At 36.9% G+C, this 18,751-nt stretch carries 14 protein-coding genes; 6 read left to right on the top strand and 8 right to left on the bottom strand.

Features of this window, described 5'->3' with window-relative positions; all coding sequences use genetic code 11:
- Window positions 1–53 precede the first annotated feature (53 nt).
- Window positions 54–920, top strand: a complete 867-nt coding sequence (locus KD050_RS11585; protein WP_211892516.1) for a glycerophosphodiester phosphodiesterase family protein — start codon at window positions 54–56, stop codon at window positions 918–920.
- A 2-nt stretch (window positions 921–922) separates the two neighbouring features.
- Here the strand turns inward: KD050_RS11585 and KD050_RS11580 are convergent, their stop codons facing one another.
- The 4 genes from KD050_RS11580 to KD050_RS11565 form a co-directional block, all read right to left on the bottom strand.
- A complete protein-coding gene (locus tag KD050_RS11580; RefSeq protein ID WP_211892515.1) occupies window positions 923–1,369 on the bottom strand; it encodes a YaiI/YqxD family protein in 447 nt (148 codons plus the stop codon).
- Between the two features lie 652 nt (window positions 1,370–2,021).
- On the bottom strand, window positions 2,022–3,107 hold the full coding sequence (locus KD050_RS11575) for an ABC transporter substrate-binding protein (protein WP_211892514.1): 1,086 nt from the start codon (window positions 3,105–3,107) through the stop codon (window positions 2,022–2,024).
- A gap of 11 nt (window positions 3,108–3,118) precedes the next feature.
- The gene (locus KD050_RS11570; RefSeq protein WP_211892513.1) at window positions 3,119–3,898 is read right to left on the bottom strand and encodes an ABC transporter ATP-binding protein; all 780 of its coding nucleotides are present in this window, start codon (window positions 3,896–3,898) and stop codon (window positions 3,119–3,121) included.
- Between the two features lie 4 nt (window positions 3,899–3,902).
- The gene (locus KD050_RS11565; protein ID WP_211892512.1) at window positions 3,903–4,724 is read right to left on the bottom strand and encodes an ABC transporter permease; all 822 of its coding nucleotides are present in this window, start codon (window positions 4,722–4,724) and stop codon (window positions 3,903–3,905) included.
- A 119-nt stretch (window positions 4,725–4,843) separates the two neighbouring features.
- Here KD050_RS11565 and KD050_RS11560 point away from each other — a divergent pair, with 119 nt between their 5' ends.
- Window positions 4,844–6,193 (top strand): M48 family metallopeptidase, encoded by a 1,350-nt coding sequence (locus KD050_RS11560; protein WP_211892511.1) that lies wholly within the window; start codon window positions 4,844–4,846, stop codon window positions 6,191–6,193.
- Window positions 6,194–7,101: 908 nt separating this feature from the next.
- Here the strand turns inward: KD050_RS11560 and KD050_RS11555 are convergent.
- From KD050_RS11555 to KD050_RS11540, 4 genes are all read right to left on the bottom strand, one after another.
- Window positions 7,102–8,655: a histidine kinase N-terminal 7TM domain-containing diguanylate cyclase gene (locus KD050_RS11555; protein ID WP_235753797.1), complete on the bottom strand. Its 1,554-nt coding sequence runs from the start codon at window positions 8,653–8,655 to the stop codon at window positions 7,102–7,104.
- Between the two features lie 289 nt (window positions 8,656–8,944).
- Window positions 8,945–9,445, bottom strand: a complete 501-nt coding sequence (locus KD050_RS11550; RefSeq protein WP_370627062.1) for a nucleoside deaminase — start codon at window positions 9,443–9,445, stop codon at window positions 8,945–8,947.
- 13 nt (window positions 9,446–9,458) lie between these two features.
- On the bottom strand, window positions 9,459–12,539 hold the full coding sequence (locus KD050_RS11545) for an AAA family ATPase (protein ID WP_211892510.1): 3,081 nt from the start codon (window positions 12,537–12,539) through the stop codon (window positions 9,459–9,461).
- On the bottom strand, window positions 12,536–13,699 hold the full coding sequence (locus KD050_RS11540) for an exonuclease SbcCD subunit D (protein ID WP_211892509.1): 1,164 nt from the start codon (window positions 13,697–13,699) through the stop codon (window positions 12,536–12,538). The genes KD050_RS11545 and KD050_RS11540 overlap by 4 nt, the downstream gene beginning before the upstream one ends.
- Before the next feature lie 134 nt (window positions 13,700–13,833).
- Between KD050_RS11540 and putP the strand changes: the two genes are divergently transcribed.
- From putP to KD050_RS11520, 4 genes are all read left to right on the top strand, one after another.
- Complete coding sequence (gene putP, locus KD050_RS11535) at window positions 13,834–15,318, top strand: sodium/proline symporter PutP (protein ID WP_211892508.1); 1,485 nt, start codon at window positions 13,834–13,836, stop codon at window positions 15,316–15,318.
- A 456-nt stretch (window positions 15,319–15,774) separates the two neighbouring features.
- Window positions 15,775–16,827: a Delta(5) desaturase DesA gene (locus KD050_RS11530; RefSeq protein ID WP_211892507.1), complete on the top strand. Its 1,053-nt coding sequence runs from the start codon at window positions 15,775–15,777 to the stop codon at window positions 16,825–16,827.
- Between the two features lie 89 nt (window positions 16,828–16,916).
- Window positions 16,917–18,047, top strand: a complete 1,131-nt coding sequence (locus KD050_RS11525; RefSeq protein WP_235753796.1) for an ATP-binding protein — start codon at window positions 16,917–16,919, stop codon at window positions 18,045–18,047.
- Window positions 18,048–18,049: 2 nt separating this feature from the next.
- Window positions 18,050–18,649 carry a response regulator transcription factor gene (locus KD050_RS11520; RefSeq protein ID WP_211892505.1) on the top strand — a complete coding sequence of 200 codons (600 nt, stop codon included), beginning with the start codon at window positions 18,050–18,052 and terminating at the stop codon, window positions 18,647–18,649.
- Window positions 18,650–18,751 lie beyond the last annotated feature (102 nt).

The raw sequence follows: 18,751 nt of genomic DNA, 5'->3' as shown, positions 1-18,751 counted from the left end.
AATATTTACATTTTAACTAAAACTTATAAATTCTTTACAAGAAGGAGTCTCTCATGCGGTTATTATTTTTTATACTAGTTATTTTATGTTTAGTTGCAGGCTGTGATAACCAGGACAGCAATACACAACCTATTGCCAATGACAAGTTTTTAATCATCGCGCACCGTGGGGCTTCTGCCTTTGCACCCGAGCATACGATGTTTGCCTACGAAATAGCTCATCAAGCAGATGTAGACTATATTGAAATTGATTTACAAATGACGAAGGATGGAGTCCTAGTTGCCATGCACGATGAAAAGGTGGATCGTACAACAGATGGAACTGGATTTGTGAAGGAGTACACTTTGGAGGAATTAAAACAGTTAAATGCAGGGAAATGGTTTAATGAAGCTTATCCAGGATTGGCTAATAGAGAGTTTGAACAAGTTCAAGTGCCTACTTTAGAGGAAATCTTTCTGCATTTCGGAGATGAGGTGAACTATTATATCGAATTGAAGTCACCACGTATTTATGAAGGGATGGAGGAGGAACTTTTTGCTTTATTAAAGAAGTATGATTTAATTCGAAAAGACCAAGACCTACCAAAAGTAATTGTGGAGTCGTTTAATGAAGATAGCTTAACAAAGTTTCATGCTCTAGAGTCGACGCTTCCTCTTATTCAACTATTTAGTTTCAAAGAGAAAGCCGCTTTATCCCATTCTGATTATAAACGATTACAAACTTATGCTAGTGGAATTGGGGTCAATATAAAATCAGTTGATCAAGACTTTATCCATGATGCACAATTAAATGGATTGCAGGTTCATCTTTATTCTATTAAAACTGAAATAGATATGAAAAACGCGTTCCGTCTTGATGCAAATGGGGTCTTCGTAGATAGTCCAACCTTAAGTGAGCTCCTATTGAAAGAAGAAAGTTAGTTTCAGACTTGAAGTGCATGCTCGCATAGTTTATGGAAGCTTGCTTCAAATTTTTCATTGTCTTCTTTTTGACGTTTTTTGGGTCCCTTCAAACGACCACCAGCCTGCCTAATTTTCTTGGATATATGGCGACTATCGAGAAGCTGGTCAATATTTTCTGGAGTATACCATCGTCCGTTTTGATCGATAGCAAAACCTTGTTTAGCTAAAACCATCGCAGCTAAACCATAGTCCTGTGTCACGACTATATCACCTTTTTTCACTCTATTAACTAGAACAAAATCTACCGCGTCTGCTCCTTTAGATACCATTATTGTATCCGCACCTTCTCGTTGCATATAATGAGCCGTATCACATAGTAATGTTACCTTCATTTTAAACTTTTTTGCTACATCAATAGTCAAATCAACTACTGGACACCCATCTGCATCCACTAAAATATTCACCATTTTACGCACCTCTTTTTTTACTTGCTTGCCTTCCATTGTATTATATCCAATCTATTAAAGTACAATGTATGAGGAAAAACGAAGTGCTTTGGGAAGATTTGACGCAATATTATTACCCACTGAATTTTTAGAGAGGCAGATCGTGACTGAAGTCACGATCTGCCTCTCTTTTTTCAGTAATCTTATGGCGTGTATCTATCCATCGTCCTTCTTCAATTTTAAAAACAGTTTTAGCACATTTTTTTATAATGAAAGAAAAAAGACTTTCTAATATATAGAACAAGCTCACGAAGATACAATTTCGTTCTCTATTTCGCTTCTTTACTTAATAAATACTTACTATTCTCATTATATTTCCACTACTAACAACAGCATCCGTATTTAAACAATGATTACTTTATATGATAACCACTACACACTTCTTTGATTGTAGTGAAAGGTGGCGACTCCGGGGGGATGAGTGAGACAAGTGAAACATCAAAACGCACCCGAAGTGGCGGTGGTGTTTCATCGCTCACCCCATGGAACGCGTCCACCTAAACGGAATTATATTATTGATAGTTCATCAAAATACCTAGAACATTGGATTTTTGGAATGGAAAATTATAAACTTTCTTATCATTTGAAATAAACGTCCAAGATTCTGGACGTTTTACTTTTCGTATGCTCCTAATATTTCTACCGCTTTTTCTGTCATCGACGTATCTACCGCCTTATCAAAGTCTACTTCACCACTAATAGCTCCATTTTCTTTGTATGCATTGTATTGCTTTAATACATCATCTAAAAACATTTTTCCATCTGGGTTTAATCCAGTTACATATACTTTTTCCCAAAGCTCAGAATCTTTTAGCGATGTATGCTTTGTCATAATTTCTATAATTTCAGCTTTATTTTCACCTTTGATAAAGGCATCGTTGTAGTCTCGAACCCCTTTTAAATAGGCAGCCATAAACCGGAGAGATACCTCCTGTTCATCACTCATAAATTGTGGAGAACCTAAAACCATGGCAATTTGAGATTCTGGTGCATAATCCGTTGCATCTCCAAAACGTTGGTGAAATCCATTTTCAATGCCTTGTGCTATTAAAGGCTCAATTTGTAACGCTGCATCAATTGATCCATTTTCAATTGCACCTAGCATACTTCCGAAATCGGCAAGTAATACAAGCTCTACATCCTCAGAAGTTAATCCGGCATGCTTTAGCATTTCCAAATAGATATATTCATCAATTGAGTTTTTAGAGGATATAGCAATTTTTTTACCCTCAAAGTCTTCGTAATCTTTTATTTCATCTACCATTTGATTTCCAATAACAAATGAAAAATAGGATTTTCCTGGAACATTATGCCCTTTGTCTGCGATAATCTTCACGTCAATTCCTTGTGCAATTGCATTGAAGAATGACGCAGTCGATACCCCTCCTGCGATATCTACATCTCCAGACGCAAGGGCTGGCAACATCTCATCACTATTCGAGAACACTGCAAACTCAACATCTATATTGTAATCCTCAAAGTATCCTTTTTCTTTTGCAATATAAAATCCAGCCCCAGAGGCTGAGCCATCCTCCGCAATAATAACCTTCACCTTCTTATTTAACGGTGCAAGATCTCCTGAAGGATTGTCTTTACTCACTTCATCATTTACTTCAGAGGTACCTTCCTTATCCTTAGAACTACATGCACCTAGTAGAAGTACAATAGATGCTATAATTATAATCCACCATTTTTTCACATATTTCCTCCTTACTTTCTCGACTTTTGAACTTCCTGTTGCAGGTGATTCCAGATCGCTATAAACTGCTCCGCCATTTCTTGATTCGCACGAACTTGCTCCATCGTGCGTGGTCTTGGAAGAGGAACTTTTATTTGTTCTACTATTTCTCCTGGGTGAGCGCTCATCAACACTATCCGGTCGCTTAATAGCAAAGCCTCATCAATACTATGCGTAATAAATAACACAGTTTTTTTCGTTTCGGACCAAATAGAAAGTAGTTCCTCCTGTAATATGAATTTGTTTTGTTCATCAAGTGCAGCAAATGGTTCATCCATTAGTAGTATTTCCGGATCATTTGCAAATGCCCTTGCAATGCTTATACGTTGTTTCATACCACCAGAGAGTTCTTTTGGGTAAAGCTTCGAAAATTTAGTAAGACCGACTTTTTTCAAATAATAATTGGTTTGCTTACGAACAAATTCTTTCGGCAAATGACGCATATTAAGTCCGAATGCAACATTTTCTTCTACAGTCAACCAAGGAATGACTCCCTTTTCTTGAAAGACCATCGATTGTAGCGGTCGAAAATCTGTATCCGATTCTATTGAGAATGTACCCGAGCTTGGCTGCTCCAGCCCGGCTAGTATTCGCAATAAAGTGGTTTTCCCACATCCACTTGGGCCAACTATACAGACAAACTCACCTTCTTCTACATTTAGAGTAATGTTTTGTATAGCTGTTACACTATTGTTTTTCTTATAAAATACTTTCGTTAGACTATCAATAGAAATTTTCACTGGTTGGTCCATTTATTCACCTCCACGGGACAATTTTTCTTTGTATCCCACGTAAGAAAAGAGAAAACAAAAATCCAAAAAAAGAAATGAGTATTAATCCGACAAACATCTCTTTCAACATAAATGCTTTATAGGAGGTCCAGATTAAATATCCAATACCCGATGTAGCTCCCATCATCTCAGCTGCAACAATCGTAAGAAGTGCAATCGCCTGCCCCATTTGAATTCCTTCTAACATAACGGGAAGTGCACCTGGGAATGCAATCCTGAGAAAGAAATCAGTCGGACTCGCTCCATAATTTTTGGCTACATCCAAATGAACCTTTTCTATATTTAACACACCTGCGACAGTATTGATGACTACCGGGAAAAATACACTTCCTGCGATGGTAACAACTTTTGAAAAATCTCCAATACCAAAAAGGATAATTATGATTGGAAGTAAAGCCAAAGTTGGAATAGGCATAAATGCCATGACAATCGGCGAGATAAAATGACGGATCGGAGCGTACAATCCCATTAGAAGCCCAATAATTATTCCTGGTATTACCCCTAATAAAAATCCAGCGGCTATTCTATATAAAGAGACGGAAATATGTGTCCATAACAACCCACTTGTCATCAATTCGAAAAACGTAGAAACAATGGCAGATGGTGGTGGAAAAAATCGTATATCGAGTACACCTGTTCTTGAACAAATTTCCCATAGTAAAAGAATGAAAATAGGAGAAATAATAGTTAGTAACTGCTTTCCCCGTTCTTTTACCTGTCGCTTCTTCCATTCCTGTTGTTCCGTTTCGTAGGGATTGTATAATTTGCCCTCTTTTTCTTCGTGCATTTTTCACCACCTCTTGTAAAAATAATATGACGACAGAGGAAATTGTGTGAAAAACATCCATTTATTAAATTGACTTAAACTGTATCATTTGGTAACTTAATGAAAGTGGGAGGTAGAATATGACAGATACACAGTTAAGATCGAGTCGCGAAATACCATATTTTATATTAAGTATTATATTCAGTGCTCTAATTTACTTTATTGCAATTGCATCTTTAGTTGGAATAGCTATTTTACTAGTAGTTTTTTTAATAAGTATTTATGCACTTTTCATGTCGTTAGGTTATATTCGGGCAAATGGGATTCGTATTAGTGAAAAACAATTTCCCGATGTATATGAACGAGTTATTCATATTTCTCAAGAGATGGGCTTAAAAAGGGTGCCGGATATATTCGTAGTTTACTCGGAAGGGGCATTCAATGCTTTTGCGAGCTTTTTTTTAGGAAAACATATGGTTGTTCTTTACTCAGAAGTTTTTGAGCTTGCTAGAGAGCAAGGTAATGCTGAACTCGATTTCATCATTGCTCATGAGCTTGCGCATATAAAACGCAATCATATTTGGAAAAACATGATTATCATGCCTGCACGTTTAGTACCTTTTTTATCACAAGCGTATAGTCGTTCCTGTGAGTATACTTGTGACAGACATGCAGCATTTTTTATACGAGATGGAGCTGCTGCAAAGCGTGGGCTAACCATTTTGAGCATCGGGAAAAAATTGTATAAAGAGGTTAATGAGGATGCTTACTTAGAACAAATTACTACCGAATCGAATGTGATTGTCTGGTTGAGTGAAGTACTGTCATCTCACCCGACTACTCCAAAACGGGTCCAAGCAGTGGGGCATTTCATGCAAGTAGAGGGAACTCCACATCATTATCCTAATACTTCAAAAATCGCACTTGGCATTGGTGCCCTAGCTGGTATTTTCATCATTGGATATATAGGAGTAATAGCAATTATGGTAACTGGTGCAGTAAAGTATGAACGCTTCTTTTCTGGGGACTTATTGCAGGAAGAATCGTTTTTACCGGAGACCACTACAGAGACTTCCACATTAGAGAGTACTAATCCTTTAGCTGAGGAGTCACTTAATTTGACACCACTTATGGAAGCAGTTTTAGCTGATGATGAGGAAGCGGTCCGTGAACTTGTGGCTAATGGGGTAAATTTAGAGGAAAGAGATGCAGAAAATACGACGGCTTTACACCATGCGGTTTATACGGATAATAATGCAATTGCAGAGTTATTATTAATATCTGGTGCTAATCCAAACACAGAAGATCACTACACAAATGCATTAACTGCTTCCTTTTATTATGAGAATTATGACATGGCAGCTACACTATATAAGTATGGTGCTAATCCTGCATCCATTGATCCAGAAGGATATTCAGGTAACAACATAATGGGAGTCAATAGTGATGAATTTCTCGATTCAATAAGCGAATTTACCAGCACACCTTAGTAGAGTTGTCTGTCTTCTCCATGTTACGACTTTCTTTTGGGAAATTTAAGGTTAGACTCATTCTTAAGTATAAGAAAACTAGGCAAAAAACATGCCCAGTCCTCTAAGGTAAAAACCTATTTCTATCGTTTTCGAAGGACTTTGGACAGACGTTTTGCTATAGGATTACCGAGTGAATTTTTAGTGGGTATTGGTTGTGACGATTGTCACAACCAATACTCACTTTTTTCGGTAATCTTATGGCAGTTGCTGTCCGTCACCCTCCTACAACTTTTAGAAACAGGTTAGTGCGTTTTTGGATAACTAAAGAAAAGACACTTTCCTATTCATAGAGTAAACTCTCGAAGATACAATTTCGTTCGCTATTACACTTCTTTATTCGATACATACTAACTATTTTTCTTTATTTCCACTATTAAAAGGAAAATTGTCTGCCACCATCTATCATTGAATAACAGTATTTCTACTTCATCAGCGATTACAAATCATTCCCTACATTCACTTGAGTTAATCTTATTATCTAAGTGATATGCTATGCCAAATCTTCTAATGTAGTACTACGCGCCTAATTGATTGTATTGCAAGGTGGTGACTCCGGCGGGAACAGCGCGAGCTGAAGCCGTGCCCGCGGAAAGCGTCCACCTGAAATGAAAATCATAGGATTATTCGTTCTCTTAAGTTTCATGAACCCAGTATTCATAGGACATTTCTATATACTTTCTTAATCTTTAAAAAATCCCCCCAAAAAAACACCCGTTCCTTTAAGGTCAAAACTTGTTTCTACTGTTTTCGAAGGGTTTAAACAGACTTGTCGCTATATAATTACCGTTTGATTTTTTATGAGGTTGGTCATGACTGCGTCACGACCGGTCTCCCATCAATAAACACTTTAAGGTGAGTTGTTTATACTAAGTTTGCATAAAGATCTCATTTGCCTCATAGACCTCCACGCAATTTCTACCTTTATGTTTGGCAGCATATAAAGCTTGATCAGCTTGTCTAATTAGCTGTTGGACAGAGTATCTATTCTCTCCTGCTTCCATGAGAACATTGGATACCCCAAAACTTGAAGTTACAAGAATTTCCTCTTCGTTGAAAATCGTAAAACTTTCTTCTACCATTTGCCGAATTCTATTCGCTCTATAAGTAGCCTCCGTTAAAGAGGTTTCAGGCATGCATATTATGAATTCTTCCCCGCCGTATCGGCCTATAAAGTCTATAACTCGTAGGTTTTCCTTTGCAATACTTGCAACATTAGTCAATACTATATCTCCTGCCGCATGTCCAAACGTATCATTTACCCTTTTAAAATGATCGATGTCAAACATTATTATGGAGACACTCCCCCCATCCAACATCAAGTCATCAAATATCATTTCAGATTTTCTCATAAAGAATGTGCGATTAAACAACTGTGTTAAGCCATCTAAACTTGCCAACTGCCTTAACTTTTCCTCCATCCGCACTTTTTCAGTAACATTGACAAAGGTAATAATTTTACCTACATGTGATCCATTTTTATTCACAACTTCTGAAAAATTAATCCGGAAGTGTGTAGCCCCCGACTCTAGAAGATTGGTGTAATCGCACTCCTGTTCCTCTTCTAACTTCTCTGTAAGTAAGGGATTATGAACGAGAACTTCAGCAATTGGTTTACCAATATAATGCGAGCTCATGGTGGGAATCACATTTAATACGGCTTTATTATAGTCAACTACTACCCGATTTTGGTTTAACACAATCACGCCTTCTTTTAAACTTTCAAATACACTTTCCCTAGCTATAGGTGCCACATTGAACATTTGTAAGGTTAAAAGAGCCACACCGTGGAACATAAAAGTGATACTCAATGATATTGGTCCAAGATCAATGCCATTACTCCAATCATTTAGATAAAAATAATTTGCTATGATTGGAATAAGCAAACCTGCCACCATCAATAAAATTTGCATGCGGAACATAAATAAGGATTTTTGAAATTCCTTTAGCAATATTAGGACCGATATTATTAAGCATACAAATAGGAAAATGGCATGAACATAAAACCAAGGACCCCATTCTAAATCTAGTACAGGGAATAGACCACTCCTATCTACCTTTATCGTTCTGTAATAAAAATGATGTAGTTCATTTGTTTGCATCATAAAAATCGTAGTGAGGGGAATGACAAAAAGTCCATAATTCCACGTTTTTATTTTATGCCCGACATACTCCATACACATGAATAGGACAAATATTGGTATAAAAGGCATAACAAGATACTCGATACCAAGCCAAAACTTCATTTCTTTTAAGGATGTACTTGCTAATTCAAAAGCATAAGCATAGGTGAAGATCGATGATAAAAATGTAACTCTAATATACGACTTTCCGCCAGGAGCATCTTTAGCTTTTACTAGTATGTACAAGCTAAGAAATAAACTTATTGTGCCCGCCAATATAACTACTAGAATGTATGACAAGTATATTTCTCCATTTCCAACTATTTCATTTTTTAATACTTATTATATAGCAGATTATTGTCCAATGACTAGATAGTTTAATACAGGTTCTAGCCACTTGCACCAGTTTTTCAACCAGGAATTAGGATTCCTTGGTTAGTAATAGATATTGGATCTTCTACTACAGGAAACGTGCAATCTGCAGTATTATTCATTTGTTAAAGTCCCATGAACTCAATGTTCATGGGACTTTTCAAATACTATTATTCTTTAAAAATAGAAGTAATTATCTTTATAAGATTAACACATCCTATTGCGCCTTCTTACGTAGCGAAATCACATTGTTAGGATTCGTTGCCCAGTTAGCCATTAAATCTAGCTGTCTCTTTTTCAAATCTTCCCATGGTTCTTCAATCATTTCAATACGAATAAACTTTTCCCCAAAAATGGAGGAATCTTTAATCTTCTTATATCCACCAAACCCTTGGTCGTCATTTAGTAGCCAAACGACTCGTTGAATTTTAGCAAATAAAATTCCTCCCGTACACATAGGACAAGGTTCCAGCGTGCTATAAAGCGTGAACTTTTTGTTGTTAATTTTGGCATCAAACATAGTGGACCCTGCGTTTCGCATAGCATCTATTTCAGCATGTGCTGTAATATCTTGGCTAGAGTGCACTCTATTTCTCCCTTTTCCGATCACGTTGAAATCTTCATCTACAATAACCGCACCTACAGGATACGTGTTCTCCTGCAATGCTTTCTCCGCTTCTTCCAATGCCAGCTCTAAAAAGAATCTATCCTGATCCATTTGAATATCTCCTTTATTTAATGACAAATTTTGTTCTACTATAGCCTTCTTTTTGTTTTTCTACTTCTAAAATGGCAGGGATTGCTGCTTTTAGCTCTGCTACATGGGAGATGACGCCAATCATGCGACCTGACTTTTGTAGATCAATTAATGTATCAATTGCTTTGTTTAGAGATTCTTCATCCAGAGACCCGAAGCCTTCATCGATGAACATTGTCTCGATGCGGATGTTACCTTGGAAGCTTTGGATAACATCTGCCATTCCTAGTGCTAAACATAAAGAGGCATTAAACTTTTCGCCACCAGACAATGTTTTTACGTCTCGTTTTTGACCAGTATATGCATCGTATACATCTAACCCAAGACCACTTTGTTTCCCATGCGTTTCCTGTCTTTCACTTCGAAGCAATTGGAATTGGCCACTCGACATATGTTTTAAGCGTTCGTTTGCTGCCTGGACAATTTGCTCTAAGTACTCAATTTGGACATATCGCTCAAATGATATTTTTAGCTGGTTATGTCCTCTTAATATGTCATAAAGGTCCATAATTCGATATACTTGTTCCTCCAACAATGTAATTCGATCACTTGTAGTTGCAATCTTTTCTTCTATCTCTCTTCCTGCTTTTTCGTATTCCCTCGTACTATTGCATACTGCTAAAGCTTGCTCATAAGCGGCTTTCAACTGATGCAGTTCTTCTTCTAGGGGTGTCAGATCCACTTTTGTTTTGTTTTCCAGTTGGACTTTCCCTTCTCTTACTTGTTCCGTTACTGTATGAAGCTGTTGTTTGTACTCTTCACATTGTAATTTAAGTGCTTCCCGTTCTGATTCAGCTAGTTTGGCAGCTATATAAGAGTCTATCGTTGCAAAAGATGCTTTACTTAAAGCTTTATAAAACTGCTCTAGTGCCTTGTCACGCTTTAGTTCTATTTCCTTTAAAGATGCTTGTGTATGCTCAAGTGACAACTGTGCTTTTGTACTTGCATCTTGGGCAATTTTCATCCTGTTTTGTGCTTCTTCCCAAGCTTTTTCTAATTGTTCCTTTTGTTTCGTTGCCTGAGTGATTTCTGATTTTAAATGCTGTAAGGTTGGTATATGACTAGGTATTGAGGCTAGCTTTGATGCATATACCGCTTTTGCTTGCTTTGCTTGGCTAGACTGCTCCCTGTATAATGCATCGACCTCTAGTTTTTCCTGTTCTAGCCTTTCAATCTTGGCTAAGGTCTCTTTAAAAGGTTGTTTCAATGAAGATAGCGTATCTTTTTCTAAACGAAGCTGTTGTACTTCTCTTTGCATATCTAGCAGATCCGTTTCTACCTGCTCCACTAATCCAGCATCTACTTCGTATTCCTCTAATTGAACGAGCACTTTTTGTATTTGCGCTTCCGCTGTCTCTTTTTTCGCCTTAAAGGTTAATAGTGTAGATTCTTCCTTATTTAACGTTGCTTTTGCCATTCGAAGCTCACTTTCATCAACCTTCAGCTCCCCTTTAGCGATATGTGAATTTGAATGATCCTTACTTCCACATACTGGACAGGGCTCTCCCATTACTAGTTTAGATGCTAGTATACTTGCTTGATTTCCTATCCATTGTTGTTCAATGACTTCATAAGTTTCTTTACATTGTTGGAACTTATTTTGCTGTTTTGTTTCCTCCGTCATCAGCATATGTAGTTCCTGATCAACCACCTTATACTCCTGTAACTTACTATGTTGTGTTTGTAGCAAAGCAAGGTGTTGCACTCTGTTGTCTAATGGTTCTACACGTTCTTCTAACACCTCTATTTGTAGCTTTTGTTCTTTACTAGATTCTTTTTGACTTTGAAGACTTGTCGTAATTATCTCAAGCTTTTGTTCCAACTGGGAGCTATTTTTTTCTAAATTTAGTAGCTCAGTTCTTTTCGTCTCTAACTCTTCCAATGTAGGCAATAGGCCATTTAAGTGAATAAGCATCTCTACACTTTTTTCTCGCGCTTCCTTATTATTAGATTCTTTTATAAAGATAGCCTCTACTTGTTGTAACGTTTCTTCTGCAACTACCTTTCCTTTCTTGGCTTTCTCAAATAAATCCTGTTTCCCTTTAACCTCTAGCTCTAGCTCATTGAAATAACTTTCGACAGGCTCTATAATGCTTGCACGGTCTGCAGACTCTAATTGTTGTTGCTTCTGTATGAATTCATCCTCACGTTCTCTTAAAGCTTTAAGTTGTTTCTCTTTTACTTCTAGCTCAGTAAAGCGGTCATTGATAGTTTTTGATTCATGGTAAGCCTTTTGCTTGTTGATATGTTTTTCATACGCTTCTTCACATTTACGTTCATCTAGTGTGATCTTCTCTTTATAAAAGCTAGTCTCTTCTTTTAATGCTTCTACTAATTGAAAAGTATTAAAGTTATTTTCTTCTATCATTTGAAAAAGATTAGACTCTCTATTAGGAAATGAAGCAATAATTTTTTCCGTAAAATTATTCTGCGTCAATTGTTCTTTTTTTAGTTCTGCCTCTGCTACTAGTTTTTTTTCTTTTAACTTTTCGTGAATCATTTTATATGGTTCTGTTTTAAAAATCTTACGTAATATCGCCTCTTTGTTTTCTGTAGTAGAGGTTAATAGTTTTCTAAATTCACCCTGTGGTAGCATGACAATCTGACTGAACTGATCTAAAGTCAATCCAATGATTTCTTCTATTTTTTTATTAATCTCTGATACAATCTGTCTTTCAACAGCAGGTACTTCTCCATCTGCTTGTACCTTAAAAAATTCGTATCGTTCACCTGTTGCACCTTTATTACCTTTTTTCACATGAGCTAACTGTCTCAAAATACGGTAACGTCGATTATTTATCTCAAAGATTAACTCAACAGATGTATGTGTATCATCTGTTGCGAAATCGCTACGCATCATTTTCGTATCGCGACGATCCTCTCCGCTTCCTGCCCCATAAAGCGCAAAACAAATCCCATCAAATATAGTCGTTTTTCCTGCTCCAGTTGCTCCAGAAATAACAAATAGCTGATTTCCGTTTAGCTCCGTAAAATCGATCGTTTCGGTAAATTTATAAGGACCAAATGCACTCATTTTCAATTGAATTGGTTTCAATTAGTTTTTCCTCCTTCCCGCTCTTCCTGTGCTAGTAAAGTTAGTACGTCTTTAAAAATTTGTTCAGTTTCTTCAGATGCTTCTTTTCCACTGACCTCTGTATAAAACGAACGAAACAATGTAAATTCATCCTTTTTCGTCCGTCTAATTTCTTGTTCTTCTGACAAACCTATTAATTGAAACGCTTTTCTTTCCACATGCATAGCGTTGGGATAGACAGTACGTATTTGTTCCATTGGTGATAAAATTGGCGTGTCATCCAATAGTTTCACGAACACATAGTCTTCACTAACTGGTTGTTTTAAAATATCCTGTAAGAATCCCTCTACTGTTCGCATATCCCGAGTAGGTTCAAGTAACCTTTTTTCTACAGTCGTTTTACCTTCTGCATCCATCTCCACGATGAAATAGCCTTTTTTATGGTGCTCCTCCGAAATTGAATATTTCAATGGAGATCCCGAGTACCGGATTGTTTCGTTTAATACATAGTGTGCTTGATGTAAATGACCTAGAGCTGTGTAATGAAACGGTTGGAATAGATTTGCATCTACATATTCTGCTCCACCTATAGCTAAAGGACGTTCAGAATCACTCGTATTTTCCTCTTCTTGGCCATGGGGAGTTACAAATGCATGTCCTATAAATACATGTCTTTTCGTTTTGTCCATCTTCTCTTCTATTGATTCTATTATTTTTTTCATGGCTTGGTTATGTGTAATAATTGTCTCTTCTTCCATAAGGTATCGGACTTGAGAAGGATCTGCGTATGGCACAAGGTGGAAATGCACCTCTCCATAAGTATCATTTAAAACGATAGATTGCATATTTCGACTTAATTGACCCACAATATGTAAGCCAGCTTCTTTCATCAGCTTGCTACCAAAATTTAAGCGACCAGGACTATCATGATTTCCTGCAATAGTTAATAAGGGGGTTTTGCGTTTCAACACAATCTCTTCAAACATTTCATCTAGTAGATTAACCGCTTCCGTTGGAGGAACGGCTCGATCGTACAAATCTCCTGCAATAATTACTGCATCTGGTTTTTCTATATCGATTGCTTGGAGAAATTGTTGTAATACAGCACGTTGATCCTCCGTCATGTATACACCCTGTACCAATTTACCAAGATGCCAATCAGCTGTGTGAAAAAACTTCAAAGAAATACACTCCCTCTTTTTATATACGTTTAATTGATAATTCTAAAGTAATAGGAAATTATGGATATTGCAAAATTTTTGATGCACCTAGTTAATCACCATGTTATGATGACAAGAAGGAGGAGGATGTTAACATGTCAGCAGAAAATTATCAACTCGCGGCCATTATTATATATATGATCGCTATGTTAGCAATTGGCTGGTACTCTTACAGAAAGACCGCCAATTTAACTGATTACATGCTCGGCGGACGCTCACTAGGTCCCGCTGTTACTGCACTTAGTGCCGGAGCTGCAGATATGTCTGGTTGGTTACTTATGGGTTTACCAGGCGCAATTTATTTATCAGGTATGGGTGAAGCTTGGATTGCAATCGGTCTTACAATCGGTGCATATCTAAACTGGCTTTACGTAGCACCTAGACTTCGTGTATACACAGAAGTATCAAGCAATTCTATTACAATTCCAAGTTATTTAGAAAGCCGTTTAAAGCAATCTTCTCGATTATTACGTGTTGTATCTGGTTTAATTATTTTACTATTTTTCACGTTTTATGTATCCTCTGGAATGGTAGCAGGAGGAGTTTTCTTTGAGAGCTCATTCGGTCTAGACTATCATACAGGACTTTTAGTCGTATCAGGGGTAGTTGTAGCCTATACATTATTTGGAGGATTCCTTGCGGTTAGTTATACAGATGTGATCCAAGGTTTACTGATGTTCCTTGCTTTAGTATGTGTACCAATCTTTGGTGTATTTATGACTGGCGGAATAGGTGAAACAGTAGAGTCTATTAAAGCTGTGAACCCTACTCACTTAAGTCTTATTGCTGGTACAACAGCAGCAGGTATCATTTCCTCAATAGCTTGGGGACTAGGCTACTTTGGTCAGCCACATATTATCGTTCGCTTTATGGCTATTAGCTCGGTTAAAGAAACAAAACAAGCTCGTCGAATCGGTATCGGTTGGATGATTTTAAGTCTTGTAGGGGCAATGGCAACTGCGTTAGTTGGAGTTGCTTATTTCCAACAAAATCCGGATGTAGCATTATCAAGCCCTGAGGCAGTATTTATCGTACTAGGACAAATTGTGTTCCATCCATTTATTGCTGGTTTAGTATTAGCAGCTGTTTTAGCAGCTGTTATGAGTACAATTTCTTCTCAATTAATCGTTACTTCTTCAGCTCTAATAGAAGATTTATACAAAGCAGTTATCAAAACAGATGCATCTGATCGAACATACGTAAATTATGGTCGTATTGCCGTTCTAGTCGTTTCTATTGCGGCTGCAATACTTGCTTGGGAACAAAATGAGACAATCCTAGGTCTTGTAGCATTTGCATGGGCAGGTTTCGGTGCAGCATTTGGTCCAGTTATCTTACTAACACTTTACTGGAGAAAAATCACTGCTACTGGGGCATTAGCAAGTATGTTCGTAGGTGCTGTAGTTGTAGTAGTTTGGGGCACAAATGATACACTTTCAGGAGCATTATATGAAATCGTCCCTGGTTTTGTACTAGCATTGATCGTAGCGGTTATTGTCAGCTTAATGACGTACAAACCGAATGCGGAGATTGAGAAAGAATTCGATGAAACATTACGTTTGTTGAAAAAAGATCGTTAATACGAATATTTAACAACTGAACCACTTTTAGAGTCTCATGAATCTCACTTTACTACTAGGTAGTATTAGTAAGAATCATGGGGCTCTTTTTTAATTTATGAAATGCATTTGAAAAGGAAAATCATACGATTTCTTATTTCGAAATTAGTGTTGTTTGGCGAGTATATACAATGGAAGGTAAGACCAAAATAATGATTGGGAAAATTCCGAGAGATTTTCGTCTGGCAAAAAACTAAAATGAAGTCGTAGCTTCAAGTACGCCTACTACAAAGCCCCTATTATGCCTCAGCAAGCCACCTTTGGCTGTTCATTCAGTCGATTTTTACTTCCTTCATTTTGGTATAACCTATATGTCCTATATGACACTTGTCATACTTATGACTTGACGTTTATGCCTACTACTAATTTGTAATTTTCCTTATTATTAAGATAATAATTCACATCAGGAGGAATAAAATGAGCAGAGAAAAAACACTCGCATTACGTAAAAATGTAAAACCCTTTGAAAACTCCGAGCTTAAAAAAAGTATTATTCAACTAATCAACACTATCCCACCATTTTTTATTCTATGGTTTTTAGCATATATAAGTTTAGATGTATCTGTATGGTTAACCGTTGGGTTGTCTGTCATCGCAGCTGGATTTGTCGTTCGGATATTCATCATCTTTCATGATTGTACACACGGTTCATTCTTTAAAAATAAAAAAGCCAATGATATTACTGGTACAATTACAGGGATTATTACGCTCTTCGCTTATGAAAAATGGAAACGTGAACATAATATCCACCATGCTACTAGTGGAAATCTAGATAAACGTGGTGTCGGCGATATTTGGATGATGACCGTCGAAGAATATATTGAAGCATCTCCAATGAAGCGACTTTCTTATCGACTTTATAGAAATCCGATCGTTATGTTCGGTTTAGGACCTGCGTTACTTTTCTTAGTTAGCAATCGCTTTAACCGTAAAGGTGCTCGTGGTAAAGAACGTAATAATACGTATTTCATCAATATTTCTGTAATTGTTATTTACGCGTTGATGATTTGGTTAATCGGATGGCAAGCTTTTGCGATTATTCAAGGCACCATTCTATTCGTAGCAGGCGCTTTAGGTATTTGGTTATTTTACGTACAGCATCAATTTGAGGATTCGTATTTTGAAGATGAATCGGAATGGGACTATGTAAAAGCTGCTATAGAAGGAAGCTCTTATTACAAGTTGCCCCGTGTTTTACAATGGGTAACTGGAAATATCGGATTCCATCATGTGCATCACCTAAGTCCACGTGTTCCTAACTATAACTTAGAAAAAGCTCATAATTCTACACCACCTTTACACAAGGCTACTACGATTAACTTACGTAAAAGTTTAGAGTCGATCCGTTTCCGACTATTCGATGAAGATAATAAAAGTTTTGTAAACTTCAAAGAGATAAAACACTTATTAAAGAATCCTAAGCAACCTGTTAAGTTAAATTCTAAAAATACAACCTTTGAAAGTAAGTAAAAATTCCGCAAAAACCATTCCAATAATTACTTAGGAATGGTTTTTGCATTATAATGGAGAAAGTATACATAGGTAAGAAGGTGAAGCAAGTGTCCAAATGGTATCAAATATTCCCCAAATATCCTTGGCTAAGTATTTATGCATGGATTGTTTTTTGCATCTTCCCGTTCTTTTTTATATTCAAATCCACGGGGCTTGTAGAGATTGTTGTAGGGTTAGCACTGACACTACTATTTTTTATTGCCTACCGATTATCTTTTTCAAGTAAAGGCTGGTTATTATATTTCTCCTTTGCATTAGAAATTTCCATCAGTGTTTGGATGACTTATTTATATGGTTACATATATTTCTCCATCTTCTTATCCTTTTTAATCGGGAATATAAAAAGACGATTGAGCTTCTTTGTTATTTATAGTATTCATTTAGTAGCGACCATTGCCGCTGTTATTATAGGGTTTTTCATACAAACTGAGTTATTCCTCTCTCACCTACCGTTTCTTATTATTTGTTTGATCGGGGTTATCTTGTTGCCCTTTAATACATATACTCGAAACCAGCGTGAGGCCCTTGAAGGTCAATTAGAAGAAGCACAAATGAAGATTTCTCAGTATATTATTATTGAGGAAAGAGAACGTATTGCAAGAGATTTGCATGACACACTTGGACAAAAACTCTCACTAATAGGACTGAAAAGTGATTTAGCTAGCCGATTGATAGAAAAAAATCCACAAGCTGCTAAAACAGAAATAGTGGATATTAACCAGACGGCACGTTCTGTATTAAAAGAGGTTAGAGAACTCGTAACAAATATGCGAGGAACGAAACTAGAGGATGAACTTTACCGGATCAATCAAATCCTAAACGCCGCACAGATAAAATGTAATGTAAGTGGCACACCGGTCTTGGTAAATACTCCTCTACTTGTAGAGAACGTACTAAGTATGTGTTTAAAAGAAGCAGTAACCAATGTCGTTAAGCATAGTGGTGCTTCTACCTGCTCGATTTCTATTAAACAATCGGCAAAAGAAACATTGCTAAAGGTATATGATAATGGCAAAGGGTTAGAAGAGAGAACAAATCGTTCAAAGGGGCACGGTCTTCTCGGTATTAGAGAACGACTAGAATTTGTGAATGGAACGATAGACATTCATTCAAAAAATGGGACTACTTTGAATATACGTGTCCCTAATGTTATTCAACAACCAAGTCAGGAGGAATAGACATGATACGAATTGTCATTGCAGAAGATCAACGAATGGTGCTAGGTGCTCTAGGCTCGCTACTCGATTTAGAAGAGGACATGGAAGTTGTCGGAAAAGCTAATAATGGGGAAGAAGTGTTAAAGCTAATTGAACAGTTGCAACCAGATATTTGTATCATGGATATTGAAATGCCTATTAAAAGCGGGCTAGACGCTGCTGAAGAGTTAAAGGAAAATGATTGCAAGGTGATCATTTTAACAACATTCGCAAGGTCCGGTTATTTTGAGCGTGCACGTAAAGCTGGTGTTAATGGGTACTTATTAAAGGATAGCCCAAGTGAAGAGCTAGCAAATTCCATTCGTGTAATTATGGATGGGCGTCGGATATATGCCCCTGAGCTTGTTGATATGGCTTACGAAGAGGAAAATCCACTTACAGACCGTGAAAGTCAGGTACTCGGGTTAATCGCAAATGGAAAAAATACAAAAGAGATTGCCAATGAGCTATTTATCACAACAGGTACTGTCCGTAACTATATCTCCGTTATTTTAGATAAACTTGACGTTGGAAATCGAATTGAAGCCATCTCTAGGTTTAAAGAAAAAGGATGGTTTAAATAATAAATGTACAAGCTTAAAGCAAATTGCTTTGAGCTTTTTTTTATGTTGATAAAACTTTTTGTCAACTTGGTGGGTATATATAGTGAAAGGAGTGAAAAAGCG

Origin of the sequence: Psychrobacillus sp. INOP01, assembly GCF_018140925.1 — a bacterium.
Classification (GTDB): Bacteria; Bacillota; Bacilli; order Bacillales_A; family Planococcaceae; genus Psychrobacillus.
Note: the sequence above shows the minus strand (reverse complement) of the source record. Positions and strands in the feature narration are given on the sequence as shown.